Source organism: Spirosoma profusum, from assembly GCF_014699005.1.
GTDB lineage: Bacteria > Bacteroidota > Bacteroidia > Cytophagales > Spirosomataceae > Spirosoma > Spirosoma profusum.
This window is the reverse complement of sequence record NZ_JACWZY010000018.1, coordinates 65,249-77,851: the sequence shown is the minus strand read 5'-3', so window position 1 is coordinate 77,851 and position 12,603 is coordinate 65,249. Positions and strand designations below refer to the sequence as shown.

The window sequence follows — 12,603 nt, the reverse complement described above, 5'->3', positions numbered from 1 at the left end:
GGTAACGTAGCAGTCACTACGTTTCTGGTACCGCAAGCTCTAAACCAAAACCATCCAGTTATGGAAACTCCACAAGTCCCCAACCCCATACACCCAGAACTCGACGAACAACACCGACGTGTCACCGAAATGATTCACTGCTACGTCGAATCAATTGGTCTGCCACGTGATAAAGTCTACAATCCAGAACGCAAAAACTGGCTCTGGAAAAAAGGGTCGGCTGGCATTGAGGTGCTGATCGAAACCATCAATTTCAACAGCGGTGCCCGTCGTGATTACTTGCGGATTTTCTCTCCGTTGATGGACGTCCCCGTCAATAATATACTGGGTTTTTACCGACATCTGCTCGAACTCAACGACAAGAGGTTAGGCGTTAAATTGTCGATCATGCCCAATACACAAAAGGTATACGCTACGTTTGAGCGCGATATCAAAGGCATGGATTTCAACGAATTAAGCACCTGTATCTCTGACCTCGAAATCTGGGCCGACGCACTTGATGACGAATTGAAAGGACAGTTTCCGAATTGGTCAAACTAAAAAATGTAGGATATATGACGTATGGCTACTGATACGTCATATATCCTACATCATACATCTTTCCTCATGGCGCTTCGTGGTTTTCTTCTCTCGCTGGCATTGACTATGATCCTTGGTTACTCGCTGACCGAGGGCTTGACCAATCCTAACTCTCCGCTCAAAAAACTGCCTGAATGGACTGCTATACCGCTTCTTGGAGGGATTTTCATACTGTATCTGGTAGCCGTTTGGTGGACTATTCAGGGGTTTAGCCAGCACAAATTTCTGTCGATAATCAGTTTTGGATTCTGTCTGACGGGTCTTGGCGTGTATGCATTCGTGTTCACTATGGAAATGGGCAGAGGCAAAGCCAGTCCCGGTCAATATGACTATGATTATTCGACACTGGCTCCTGCTGAAAAAACAGTTTTGACTAAAATTGCGGAAAGCGCCAATCTTTCCCTTTCCGATGCTACGTTCACTGAACACTGGAATCTGGACGTACCGGATCGTGGTTTTCGTATCTGCCTACAGAAAGGGCACGTAACGGCGCTGAATCTGTCGGGCCATCCATTGAGCGATGTTTCTCTGCTATCACAGTTGCCTTACCTGGGTGAGTTATTTCTAAAAGATTGCGGTCTGCGTAACGTATCAGGACTCAGGAGCGATAAAATCGACCGGCTAGACCTCTCCAACAATCAACTGACCGATGTGCAATCGCTAACCGGTGTTCCGAACGTGCGCTGGTTATTTCTGGCTAATAATCAGATCACTACATTGGATGGCTTCGAGAAATTCCCTCAAAACATCGTGAAGGATCTAACGGGAAATCCCGTCGTGAAATAATTTCTGCTTTCTCAAACCTTTTCTACCATCAATCAACTACCGCTGTGAAAACGCTTTCGCTCTCACTGTTTATAACCATGCTCACTGCACAAACGCTTTTTGCCCAGAACGAAACCTGGAAAATCGAAACGGCTCAACTTCCTAATGGCGGGTCTTATGACGGCACCGTTCGCATCGCAAAAACAGGTAATACGTTTAATGTGGACTGGAAAACGACGGCTGGGAACTACAGTGGTGTAGGCGTTATGATCAACGGAAAATTGTTTGTTGGTTATGGTATCAACTCTGCTTATGGCGTCGCCGTTTATAAAGTAAACGCGAATGGCAATCAGATGGAAGGTGTTTGGACTGCGTCTCAATTCAACGGAGTAACGGGAACCGAAATGCTGACCGGTCAGGGTGGTCAATACGACGTATTAGGAACCAATCCGGATGGAGGCACTTATCGTGGAAAATTGATGATGCAGAAAACCGGACGTACCGTTCAGGTGCAATGGAACGTAGCGAATCAAACCTATAACGGGGTTGGTTTCCAGAGTGGTGATTATCTGGTTATTGGCTATGGATTTGGTCAGTCGTTTGGCGTAGTTGAATACGCCATGCAGAATAATCGGGCAAACGGGCGATGGGCTATGGGCGGAGGAGCAGACTTAGGTGCCGAGAATTTGGTACGTCAATAATTTTGGATTTTCATTACGTAGCAATCGCTACGTTAGGGCTTCCGTTGATTCCAGTAAATCAGTACGTTCAACGTAGCACGGCCCGACGCAATCAAATCCAGATCACCGTCGCCATCCAGATCAGCGGCCTGAATATCTTCGCAGGCCATCCTGACGCTGTTGTCGAGCACGTAACCGGCCATATTATCGTTTTCTTCGGGCTTAAATAATCGTACGCCAACCTTCTTTTCGGCATTTGGATTTCGCCAGCCTGCCACAATCTGGTCGCTGCCAAGCCCTAGAAAATCTCCGCAAACCAAGGCATGTCCCTGATTCATTACGTCGGTAATCAGCGTAATTTCTTTTTCTGAAACGGGTTTCCGGGGCTTTTGAAACGTATAAAATCCGGTTTCGAACTGTAGTAAATTTCCATGCATCGGTTGGATGGTAGCTACACTTTTCCCTTTGTTCATCCGACGAATTTCGCCGATTCCATCCACGTTTTTGTTCAACATCGGAAGCGCGTTTCTCACCGATTCATCATTCATTTGCTGCCACTTCATTTGTTTCCATTCAAAAATTTGCCCGCCCTCTTTCCCGGCCAGAACTAGTCCAGTCGCCGACCCGTTTTCACCGTCCTCCCAAATCTCGAAATTATGCGTCAGGTGCATGGTCGAATCAACCAGGTGGCGTTTCCAGGTGCTACGTGGATCTCTAGGGAACGCATAGCCCCACACTCGCACTCCCCTACCTTCACCATTTTTGTTACCCAAACCATGCAGAGGAACAACAATGAGTTGATAGTCAGTTTTACCAACTTTTGCCCAACGCATCCGGTGCGTCGTTACCTCGTGGTGCAAACGTATTGGTTCCCACTTTTGCGTCGGGTCCTGCGGCCGGACGAGGTAAAAAACGGCTCCTGATTTGGTACTATCGCCGGTTTCGGCGGGGTTCCAGCCTGCGCCCACGGCCACCTCCACACGACCGTCGCCATCGAGATCGCGGGCGGCAATACAGACGTTATCTTGTGGTGTTAGATTGGTCGCCATAACGTAGCGTTTCCAGGGCGACGTTTTATCGCCGGGATTTTTATACCAGACAAACTCCTTCTGATCGGCCAGCAGAATATCCTGCTTTTTATCGCCGTCTACATCGCCGATAGCCAATCCGTACCCAATAGCAATCTGATTATCAACCACCTGAATTTTAAAATTCAGCTTCTTCTGACTCGTAGAATCAGTTTGCGCCAGCAGCGGTGACGTAGCGAGCAGGCACAGGAAAAACAGTTTTTTCATGGCGGTTTGTCAAGATTGTTGAGATACGTTGTTTTGAAAAGCGGCCTTTATTGTTGTTCTACCGACTCACGCTAATGTGCTCTCCCAGTTGCATCACTCGATAGGGCGTACCATGTTCTTCACAGGCACGCACGAAGTCGGCTGGATCGGCAGTGTTGAACGCGAACATATCGTAATGATGTGGAATAACGAGTTTTGCGCCAATCGCAACGCCGAGTCGGGCAGCTTCGTCGACATCGAGATTTCCGGCCACGCGCCGTTCGGGTTTGTTACCGTTGATGGGCAGAAACGCTACGTCGACCGCGAATGGACGTAGTATATCGATAATGCCGTCGTACCAGAGCGTATCTCCGGAATGGTAAACCCGATATGGCCCAATTTCCACCACAAATCCCATAAACTTGCTACGTCCTTCGGCATCGCGTTCGATTTCGTTATGAGCCGCCGGAACACCGTGGAACGTAACACTGTCTACTTCAACCGTCTGACCATCGGTTAAGCCAATGGGCTGATGCCGAAAATCAAGATTCATTCGGTCGAGAACAAAGGCGCGGTTGGCCTCTGGAATAACAAATTTCATATCCCAATTAGCGGCAAACAGTGGACTAAGCGTATGATAATCCAGATGGTCGGTGTGGTTATGGCTGGACGTAACGATATCAACCATACCAAGGTGGCCCGGAAAAATGACCCGTTCGGATAAGCGAACGTGCGGTTTGTCAGTTGTCGCGTATTTTTCAGATAATGAGTCAGAAAGATATGGATCGAATAATACGTGTTTGCCGTTGTACTGCAACAAAAAACCACTCTGACCAAGCCACCAGAAGTGCAGTTTTTCGGGTTGGTGGCGAGCAGCTTCGATATCGGCCAGCAAGGTATCGTCTTTCTGAAAAGCAGGTTTAAGCATAAAGAATGACGGTATACTAACTTGAATAAAAGGATTCGATATGACATCTCCATTTTTGTCATCCTGACGAAGGAAGGATCTTAAAGTATCCTAATTCACTTGTCAGGAAAACTCAAGGTCCTTCCTTCGTCAGGATGACAAAAAATAGTACGTTCTTGGCTGTGTGTGATTTACTTCTATTTACCTCCTATTCGTGCCAGAATCCAGTCGAGCGCTCGGTGAGGTATCAGCTTAGGAAGTATCCAGCTTGTTAGCAGATTAGGCACCAGCGCATAACGTACCTGCGGGTTTCTGGTTTCGTAAATATCAACGATACGTTCTCCAATCGCATCGACCGAAAAACCTCTCTCCTCCGCTTTTTTCACCTGTCTCAGAAACTGCTTCATGGCCGGAAAATAAGGGGTATTCTCATAAGCCGACATGTCGGTCCCTTTCGTCCAGATCGGCGTTTTAACAGAACCCGGCCCCACAATAATCACCTTAATACCAAATAGAGCCAGCTCTCTCCGCAAACTATGCGACAGCCCTTCGAGCGCAAATTTTGAGCTGACATAAGCGCCCAAAAACGGAATGGCGATCTGCCCATTTACCGAACTGATAGTAAGGATTCGACCAGTCTGAACCGGGTGATTCTCGCGCGCGCCCAACAGCGGCAGAAATGCCTGCGTTACCTGAACTACACCTACTACGTTCACATCCAGATGTTTCCGAAACGTATCGACTGACTGATATTGCACCGGTCCGCCGATAGCCATACCGGCATTATTAATAAGCCCGCCCAGCCCGCTCCCAGCTAGTTTTTCGGTCAGTTGCTGAGCCGCCAACGTAACGGCTGCTACGTCGGTTACGTCGAACAGCAGTGGGGTAAAAGAAGGGCCTAACTCCGTCTGCAAGCGGTCGGCATCAGCCTGATTTCTGACACTTCCGTAAACGCTGAATCCTCGCCCAACAAACTGTTTTGCAGCCCCGTAGCCAATGCCTGTCGAGACGCCTGTAATCAGAATATGCTTACTGACTGGTTTCATGGCGTAAACATACCATTATCCCGTTCAACAATCACCGCTACGTTAGCGTTATAAAGAGCGAAATGAAAGAGCGAAACCGGGCCGCCGGTGCGAAGCGAATACCATCCGGCAGGCCTTTTCACTCTTTCGCTTTTTCACCCCGCTTCGGCGGTCCGATTTCACTATTTGATTATGCAGGACATTGAACCTTTTTACGGCTGGGAGAAGTACTATACGGCGTCGGAGGATGAGCAGTCGCCTTTTTACGAACGGGAGTACAACATGCAGCAGTACGAAAACACCATCTACGGCTACTACATTCACCCACTCTGGGACGAAATTGGCTCAGAAACGCTGTATTGCAAGATTCTCTTCGCCAATTACGACCGGCAGTTTGTGGTAATTGAGCTTTTTGGAGAATGGAACGATACGTTGCATAACGACATCATGTTCCTCAAACGGCAGGTAATCGAGCCGCTAATTGACCAGGGTATTAAATACTTTATTCTGATTGCAGAAAACGTCCTGAATTTTCACGGTTCCGACGACAGCTATTATGAGGAGTGGTTTGAAGATGTAGAAGACGGTTGGATTGCCGCCATTCACTCGCCGGAATTTGTAGAACGTGAATGGAAAAAATACCACCTCGATTATTACATCAACTTTGGTGGAACACTCGATATTGCCAACTGGCGAACTTTGAAACCGGCGAACTTATTTGAATTGGTTAATAGCCTGATTATCCGAAGACTGAGTTAGCCTTGAAAAGACAGTTGATACGTGGCAGGCCACTTTTTTACCTTTCTTCCCGATTATTGATCCCTTCTTCCAAATGTGTGGGCCATTTGCACTAATTTTCTCAACTTTACCCGAAACCCCACAAGCAATCTGATGGAAAACAACGCCAAAACAAATGCCACCGAACAGGCACAGGCCGCTAAAGCTACTGCCGCCGAAAAACTCGAATCGTTCAAAACTCAGGCCAGCCAGCACCTTGATGCGGCTGCTACGCAACTCGATGAATTGAAGGATAAGTTGGTAGCGCAGGCTAAAGAAGTTGGTAAAGACATTGACATTGACGGGCTACAAGCAAAAGCTACAGAGCATTTCGAAGCGGCCAAAGCATCGACGGCTTCTAACCTCGCCAGTTTACAGGCGCAGGCCGAAACCGTATTCGCGGCTGCGGCTGCCAAAGCTGACGAGCTTTCCGACGTAGCAGAAGATAAATTCGACGACCTCAAAGCCGAAGCAACCGTACAGCTCGAAGCTGCTCAAGTGAAGCTCGATGAACTGAAAGCCGAAGCCGCTCTCCAGATCGAAGAAGCCAAAGAAAGAGCAAAAGGTATCTGGAATCAGCTATTCGGGGAGTAAAATTGATACGTAGTAAAAGCCAATAGCCCGACATTATGCAGCGTCGGGCTATTGGCTTTTACTACGTATTCTTATTAATGTTTTGGCTTCCGCCCTGGAGGTGTTTCGGTTCCGCTATGCGGAGGTGTAGCTGTGCCCGTATGTGGGCCGGTAGCCGTGCCACTATGCGGAGTAGCCGTACCACTATGTGGAGGAGTTCCGGTGCCACTATGCGGTCTGGTAGCTGTACCGGAATGGGGACCAGTAGCGCTTCCGCTGCCTGGTACTGCGCTACGTGCCGACGCCGTGGCATCGTCAGGCGTTAAATCTATGGTTTTTGTACAGGCGTAGCCACTCAATAAAGCAGTAACGACGCATCCGGCAACAATTAGTTTTTTCATCGGATGATTTATTCGAGAACAGATAAGAATAAGTTTGTATACGTAACAGGATACGACGAGGCCCCTGAGAACGTTGCACCTTTAACTAAAATTTAACGCGCGTTAAATTTTCAACAAATCACTGATAATTAGCGATATACAAAATAGTCTAATAAGTAATAATACGTATACGAATCATGCGGTTTTCAACTATAGTTTTCACTACGTTTAGTCTAGCAAAAGGTACCCTCAGACAAGGCTTCACTCCGGAATTAAATAGACGTAGTACGCTCATTTTGAGTGGATATTATCTGTAATTTCTATAACAAAGTAGAGAACACGCTTCGTAACCTGTCCAATGATTTCCGATTCAAATCATTACCTTTGCGGCCTGTTTCTCTTTTTTCACTGTGGATTCAATACGTGTATTTGCTCCTGCTACGGTTGCCAACGTAGCCTGTGGATTCGATATTTTTGGCTTTGCGGTTGATAATCCTGGCGACCAAGTTACCCTCACGATCAGCGATGAACCTGGTGTTCGCATTACCGATATCATCGGTGATGAAGGCCGACTTCCGCGCGAAGCCGCACGTAACACGGCTGGGATTGCCATTCAAACGTACCTCAAGCAAATTAACCGAACCGATCTCGGCCTCGACGTAGTGCTGCACAAGCAAATGCCGCTCGGAAGTGGGCTGGGATCAAGTGCAGCCAGTGCAGTAGCTGGGGTTTATGCGGTGAATGAATTGCTAGGACGACCTCTGCCCGTTATAAAGCTGCTACCCTTTGCCATGGAAGGTGAGCGAATCGCCTGTGGTTCGGCCCATGCCGATAACGTGGGGCCGTCTTTGCTCGGCGGTTTCGTAGTGGTTCGGAGTTACAGCCCGCTGGACGTTATTAAAATTGAGACTTCGGCTAAGCTCTATTGTACACTGGTCCACCCCGACATTGAAGTCAATACAAAAGATGCCCGGTTTATCCTGAAAAATGAAGTTTCGCTGAAGAATACCATTACTCAGATGGGCAACGTAGCGGGTCTAATTGCGGGTTTGATGACACCCGATTACGACCTCATTAGTCGCTCACTGGTCGATGTAATAATCGAACCGGTACGTTCCATTCTGATACCTGAATTTAATGAGGCCAAACAGGCGGCTTTAGATAATGGTGCGCTGGGGTGCAGCATTTCGGGTTCAGGCCCATCGATGTTCGCCCTAAGCCGCAATGTGCAGACTGCCGAGCAGGTAGGTGCCGCAATGCAGCAGGCCTTTCTATCCGTAGGCATCACCAGCGAAGCTTACGTATCACAAATCAACCGCCAGGGACCGAAGGTGATCTAATTTTAAAGAGCGAATAACTGCCGGCAGTTATTCGCTCTTTCACTCTTTTAAAATTATAACGCTTCCCAGGAGAGTTGCCAGCCTTCTAGTCGAGAGGGTTTTGCTACGCCGGGCTGTCGGGGTTGCTCGGTGGCGACCAGTCGAAGCGGGATTGTTTCGCGCGTTTGGGCGGTTGTCAATTGGTCGGTACGTAAGAATACGCGCCCCGAACCTGCGTCAACGATTTCGATATGTGCCTGAATCATATCGCCCACGGAAAAGTTTCGCCCATTAATGGTAATGGGCTGAACAACCTGAAAAATACAGAGTTTCCCTTCGGTCAAATTGCCTTCACTCATACTACGTGTCAACAGCCGATTGGACGGTAGGACTGCTGCGGGGGCAACCGACGTAGCAACAGTCTTCTCATTTTTTTCTGGCTCATCGTCAATTATCACAGTTTCAGTAGCCTTATCTTGATCTTCCACAATGAGTACTACGTTTGTTGTGGAGTCTGCCACAAAAACCGGCTCCGCTTCGCTTTCGTCAACTTTAGCAGCCACTTTGGCGAATGTCGCTTCGTCCATATCGAACGAAGCCAGAATAGCGGCACGTTCGGTCGAAAGCACAGAAACATCATTACTTAAGGTCGCCAGAGCCCCTCCGAGCTCCGCCCGATATATCTGCGGACGGGTTAGCAACTCCTTAATGGCTACCGTCTGAAACAAATACGCTTTGGTTTCAGCTGCCCGATACGGCAAAGCCATCGGGTGACGATCGGGATATTGGCGAGCCAGTTTCTGAATATAGTTTGGACCGGCGTTATAAGCCGTTGCCACCAGCATCCAGGAGCCTAGCTGGTCATGAAGTTCATTGATGTAACGGCATGCAGCATGTGTGGCTTTGAGCAGGTTGAAACGATCGTCGCGCCGACGTGATACGCTTAGCCCCAGTGATTGAGCCGTTTGCGGCATAAGTTGCCAGAAACCAGCCGCTCCCTTACGCGACACAGCATGGTTTGTTACGGCGCTTTCCAGTAAGGGCAAAAATTTAAAATCGGACGGAATCCGGTATTGTTGCAAAATTGGCTCGATGATGGGGAACACCACCGATGCCCGACGTTTCAGTACGTTTAAATCGTTGGCCCAGGATGCCTGCTGATGAAGGGTTCGCGTCCACCGGCCAGTGATGGCAGGATCATGAATGGGTACCATTTCCCCACAAAAATGGATAGGACTTTCATCGATCTTAGGCGAAGTAGCCCATTTGATAAGCGGTTTCACAACCGAGGCTGCATTGAGAGCAAAAAACGGGCTGGTTTGGGCAACGGCCAGTGAGCTGGAGAAGATAGTCAGGCCAAGAACGGCTGTTACCGTCAGGTATAGTTTGGTCATCAGCAACAATTGTTACGGTGGGTACGCTACTCCGCCGTTCACCCTGAACGGCGCCTGATACTCAGCGGCTTCACTCGCTACGTTGCTCTCTGATCACTACTCTAACAGCCGCAAAAAAATATTCTCTACTGAATTGTATTTTACTACGTTTGCCAGTCAGAAGACCAGTCGTTTTAACACAGTATAATTCGTGCTGGGAGCACAATAAATTGAATCTGGAAGAGTCGCTAAAACACACTGCGAAATCCTCCATATATTTACGGGTTTGTAAAAGTACAATATTCAACTTGAAAAAACAACATTCTACAGATCAATTGGCAACCCGTTACCTCATCTTTCATCCATTAGCAAAGGAAATCTCGCATCAATAACGTAGCAAAATTGCTGCCAATGAGCGGATTATATTTTATATATACCCAACGACTCGATACATTAAAAAACCAATCATCTCCCGAATAAGATAATACGCATCGAAGAACGATTCTTCGTGTGGCAGAAGCCATTCTCCAGGCGAAAATGATCGGCGATTACCAATAAAGCTGGTCGGATATGGTGTTACGTTGACGCCCGCTTTTTGAAAGCAACCCACGGCCCGACGCACATGCCAAGCCGACGTAACGAGTATGCACTGGTTTGTCCGGAATCGTTGTCGAAGCATGGGAGCCGAAAAAAGCGCATTTTCGCGGGTATTTCTGGATTTACTTTCCAGCACAATATCATACATAGATACGCCGGCCATGGTCAGGAACGTAGCAGTCATCTGGCCTTCATCGCTCACGACTTTGGGTTGGAACGGCAGTGAACCGTTACCGCCACTAATTAGGATTTTTTGAACAACTCCGGTTTTGTATAGATACAAGGCCTGCGCAGCACGATCGGCCTCTCGTCCCAGTAGAAAACGATGGTTATTTTTTGAATCGTTGGGTGGTACTTCTATCATCGTGTTGATGATGCCACCTGTCAGCACAACAGCCACGCGATCGGTTGAATCATTACGCACGATGTTATACTGCTGAATGGGGTATTCCCACAAAAGGGCCAGTTCGTTAGTGAGAAAAGAATTGCCAGACAAAACAAAAATACCTAGTGCGACGCCAATGAACCGTCTACGGTAGCGGAGATTTTTCGTAAAAAAGGCTACTAATAAAGCAGTTACAAGCCATCCTGCCGGTGTTAGAAGATACGTAAGCGTTTTGGAAAAGAAATAAAACATAGACTAGATCAGGTATGGCAAGCGTTTTGTATACGGAAAATCATGAACAAAGAGCGAAAGAATGAAAGAGTGAAAGAGTGAAAGAGCGTATTCTCTGCGCCATCGCTCTTTCGCTCCTTCATTCTTCTGCTCTTTATACACCAAACAATACTTAACTTTGCGAAGATACGTACCCTCTTGTATGAAAAATCTCCTCCTGACGGTTCTACTTGGTTGCTTGCTTACTCCCCATGTATGGGCACAATCCGCCACCGACGGCTATAAAATCACTGGACACATTAAAGGTATAAAAGACACGACCTGTGTATTGGCGCACTATTTTGGCTCAACGCAGTACATTCCGAAAGACACTGCCCGCGTCGACGGCAATGGTAATATGACGTTCGAAGGCAAAAAAGCGCTGCCCGAAGGGCTGTACATGGTTGTGGTGCCTACCAAAAATCCTTACGTTCAGTTTTTGATGACCGACGATCAGCAGTTTGCGTTCGATTCTGACACGGCCAGCCTCGTCGCGAACATGAAAATAACCGGTTCAAAAGAGAATGAGTTATTTTATACGTATCAGCAGGGCCTGGCTAAATTTTACGATGAAGCGCAGGCTATACAAGCCGAGAAAAAACTACGTAACGACCCGGCTTCGACCGCCCTCGTGAACAAAAAAATGGCTGATTTGCAGCAGAAGGCGAATGATTACCGCCTTCAGTTCATGAAAGAAAACCCCACTACGTTTGCCGTCAAATTGTTTAAAGCCAGTGCCGACCCGGAGGTTCCGCCTGCGCCTAAAGCGGCTAATGGTCGGGCAGATTCGACATGGACGTTCAATTATTATAAAAAACATTATTGGGACGACTTTGACTTTGGTGATGAGCGCTTCGTTCGGACGCAGCTTTTGCAATCTAAAATCGAGCGGTACATCAAAGAGCTGACGGTTCAGGTGCCCGACTCACTGATTAAAGAAGCTGATTATCTGGTAAATAAAGCCATTGCCGGTAAAAACAAAGAGGTGAAGTATTACACCATCTATTACATCACCAGCCAGTACGAACAACCTAAAGTAATGGGCACTGACGGTCTGTTTGTACACATGTTTGAGAAATATTATAAGACAGGCGTTATGACCGTTTCGGATTCGTCGACGCTGAAAAGCATTGGCGAACGGGTTGCTACGTTGAAACCCAATCTGGTTGGTAAAACACTGGTTACGCCTGTTGTGAGTGATTCACTAAAACGGCCGCTCAATCTTCAGGCGATTCTCAAGAGCGATTACACAGTTTATGTATTCTACTCCCCTACCTGCGGACACTGCCGCGAGAGTGCGCCCAAGCTTCAGAAATTCACTGATACGTATAAAGGAAAAGGTATCGACGTAGTGGCCATCGCCATCGACCAGAGCCCGGAAGAGTGGAAGAAGTTCGTGAAGGAATTTAAACTGAAGAATGCTATCAACGGCTACGACTTCACGTATCGCACCGATTATCGTCACAAATACGACGTCTGGACTACACCTACTACGTATATCCTCGACAAGAATAAAAAAATCATTGCCCGCAAGCTTCCTATCGAGCAAATCGAAGATTTTATTGGGTTTCACAAGCGGCAAAACGCAACGGCCAAGGCTGCAACGGCTCCCGCTAATGCGAAAGCGAGTGTGAAGAAATAAGCGTGGAGTTTCGGCGATTCGATACGTTCGAAACCCAGAATAAAAAGGCTACGTAGT

Annotated in this window: 14 protein-coding genes; 7 read left to right on the top strand and 7 right to left on the bottom strand. The window is 47.7% G+C overall.

What is annotated here, in order from left to right:
* The first annotated feature begins 60 nt into the window (after positions 1-60).
* The 3 genes from IC229_RS20050 (at position 61) to IC229_RS20040 (ending at position 2,045) form a co-directional block, all read left to right on the top strand.
* Positions 61-540, top strand: coding sequence for a YbjN domain-containing protein (locus tag IC229_RS20050; RefSeq protein WP_190888795.1), 480 nt, complete (start codon positions 61-63; stop codon positions 538-540).
* Positions 541-606: 66 nt separating this feature from the next.
* Positions 607-1,365 carry a leucine-rich repeat domain-containing protein gene (locus tag IC229_RS20045; RefSeq protein WP_190888794.1) on the top strand — a complete coding sequence of 253 codons (759 nt, stop codon included), beginning with the start codon at positions 607-609 and terminating at the stop codon, positions 1,363-1,365.
* 44 nt (positions 1,366-1,409) lie between these two features.
* Positions 1,410-2,045 carry a hypothetical protein gene (locus IC229_RS20040; protein ID WP_190888793.1) on the top strand — a complete coding sequence of 212 codons (636 nt, stop codon included), beginning with the start codon at positions 1,410-1,412 and terminating at the stop codon, positions 2,043-2,045.
* Positions 2,046-2,077: 32 nt separating this feature from the next.
* Here the strand turns inward: IC229_RS20040 and IC229_RS20035 are convergent, their stop codons facing one another.
* The 4 genes from IC229_RS20035 to IC229_RS35765 all read right to left on the bottom strand — a co-directional run bounded on the left by IC229_RS20035 (position 2,078) and on the right by IC229_RS35765 (position 5,373).
* Positions 2,078-3,319: an FG-GAP and VCBS repeat-containing protein gene (locus tag IC229_RS20035; protein ID WP_190888792.1), complete on the bottom strand. Its 1,242-nt coding sequence runs from the start codon at positions 3,317-3,319 to the stop codon at positions 2,078-2,080.
* Positions 3,320-3,377: 58 nt separating this feature from the next.
* On the bottom strand, positions 3,378-4,226 hold the full coding sequence (locus tag IC229_RS20030; RefSeq protein WP_190888791.1) for an MBL fold metallo-hydrolase: 849 nt from the start codon (positions 4,224-4,226) through the stop codon (positions 3,378-3,380).
* Between the two features lie 176 nt (positions 4,227-4,402).
* Positions 4,403-5,251: an SDR family NAD(P)-dependent oxidoreductase gene (locus IC229_RS20025; RefSeq protein WP_190888790.1), complete on the bottom strand. Its 849-nt coding sequence runs from the start codon at positions 5,249-5,251 to the stop codon at positions 4,403-4,405.
* The gene (locus IC229_RS35765; protein ID WP_262893398.1) at positions 5,248-5,373 is read right to left on the bottom strand and encodes a hypothetical protein; all 126 of its coding nucleotides are present in this window, start codon (positions 5,371-5,373) and stop codon (positions 5,248-5,250) included. The genes IC229_RS20025 and IC229_RS35765 overlap by 4 nt, the downstream gene beginning before the upstream one ends.
* Positions 5,374-5,422: 49 nt before the next feature.
* On the opposite strand from IC229_RS35765, the gene IC229_RS20020 reads away from it, so the two are divergent.
* Both IC229_RS20020 and IC229_RS20015 read left to right on the top strand, forming a co-directional pair.
* On the top strand, positions 5,423-5,989 hold the full coding sequence (locus IC229_RS20020) for a hypothetical protein (protein WP_190888789.1): 567 nt from the start codon (positions 5,423-5,425) through the stop codon (positions 5,987-5,989).
* Between the two features lie 132 nt (positions 5,990-6,121).
* On the top strand, positions 6,122-6,601 hold the full coding sequence (locus IC229_RS20015; protein WP_190888788.1) for a hypothetical protein: 480 nt from the start codon (positions 6,122-6,124) through the stop codon (positions 6,599-6,601).
* Positions 6,602-6,675: 74 nt separating this feature from the next.
* Here the strand turns inward: IC229_RS20015 and IC229_RS20010 are convergent, their stop codons facing one another.
* Positions 6,676-6,981 carry a hypothetical protein gene (locus IC229_RS20010; RefSeq protein ID WP_190888787.1) on the bottom strand — a complete coding sequence of 102 codons (306 nt, stop codon included), beginning with the start codon at positions 6,979-6,981 and terminating at the stop codon, positions 6,676-6,678.
* 389 nt (positions 6,982-7,370) lie between these two features.
* Here IC229_RS20010 and IC229_RS20005 point away from each other — a divergent pair, with 389 nt between their 5' ends.
* Positions 7,371-8,300 carry a homoserine kinase gene (locus IC229_RS20005; RefSeq protein ID WP_190888786.1) on the top strand — a complete coding sequence of 310 codons (930 nt, stop codon included), beginning with the start codon at positions 7,371-7,373 and terminating at the stop codon, positions 8,298-8,300.
* Between the two features lie 53 nt (positions 8,301-8,353).
* Here IC229_RS20005 and IC229_RS20000 read toward each other — a convergent pair whose 3' ends face one another.
* Both IC229_RS20000 and IC229_RS19995 read right to left on the bottom strand, forming a co-directional pair.
* Positions 8,354-9,673 (bottom strand): lytic transglycosylase domain-containing protein, encoded by a 1,320-nt coding sequence (locus tag IC229_RS20000; RefSeq protein ID WP_190888785.1) that lies wholly within the window; start codon positions 9,671-9,673, stop codon positions 8,354-8,356.
* A 406-nt stretch (positions 9,674-10,079) separates the two neighbouring features.
* Positions 10,080-10,886, bottom strand: a complete 807-nt coding sequence (locus IC229_RS19995; RefSeq protein WP_190888784.1) for a YdcF family protein — start codon at positions 10,884-10,886, stop codon at positions 10,080-10,082.
* Positions 10,887-11,067: 181 nt separating this feature from the next.
* Here IC229_RS19995 and IC229_RS19990 point away from each other — a divergent pair, with 181 nt between their 5' ends.
* Positions 11,068-12,546, top strand: a complete 1,479-nt coding sequence (locus tag IC229_RS19990) for a TlpA family protein disulfide reductase (protein WP_190888783.1) — start codon at positions 11,068-11,070, stop codon at positions 12,544-12,546.
* Positions 12,547-12,603: the final 57 nt, after the last annotated feature.

What these genes read in the sequence shown, in the direction of transcription:
- IC229_RS20050 (WP_190888795.1), top strand. Translation starts at nt 61, where the DNA reads ATGGAAACTCCACAAGTCCCCAACCCCATACACCCAGAACTCGACGAA.
- IC229_RS20045 (WP_190888794.1), top strand. Translation starts at nt 607, where the DNA reads ATGGCGCTTCGTGGTTTTCTTCTCTCGCTGGCATTGACTATGATCCTT.
- IC229_RS20035 (WP_190888792.1), bottom strand. Translation starts at nt 3,319, where the DNA reads ATGAAAAAACTGTTTTTCCTGTGCCTGCTCGCTACGTCACCGCTGCTG.
- IC229_RS20030 (WP_190888791.1), bottom strand. Translation starts at nt 4,226, where the DNA reads ATGCTTAAACCTGCTTTTCAGAAAGACGATACCTTGCTGGCCGATATC.
- IC229_RS20025 (WP_190888790.1), bottom strand. Translation starts at nt 5,251, where the DNA reads ATGAAACCAGTCAGTAAGCATATTCTGATTACAGGCGTCTCGACAGGC.
- IC229_RS20020 (WP_190888789.1), top strand. Translation starts at nt 5,423, where the DNA reads ATGCAGGACATTGAACCTTTTTACGGCTGGGAGAAGTACTATACGGCG.
- IC229_RS20015 (WP_190888788.1), top strand. Translation starts at nt 6,122, where the DNA reads ATGGAAAACAACGCCAAAACAAATGCCACCGAACAGGCACAGGCCGCT.
- IC229_RS20010 (WP_190888787.1), bottom strand. Translation starts at nt 6,981, where the DNA reads ATGAAAAAACTAATTGTTGCCGGATGCGTCGTTACTGCTTTATTGAGT.
- IC229_RS20000 (WP_190888785.1), bottom strand. Translation starts at nt 9,673, where the DNA reads ATGACCAAACTATACCTGACGGTAACAGCCGTTCTTGGCCTGACTATC.
- IC229_RS19995 (WP_190888784.1), bottom strand. Translation starts at nt 10,886, where the DNA reads ATGTTTTATTTCTTTTCCAAAACGCTTACGTATCTTCTAACACCGGCA.
- IC229_RS19990 (WP_190888783.1), top strand. Translation starts at nt 11,068, where the DNA reads ATGAAAAATCTCCTCCTGACGGTTCTACTTGGTTGCTTGCTTACTCCC.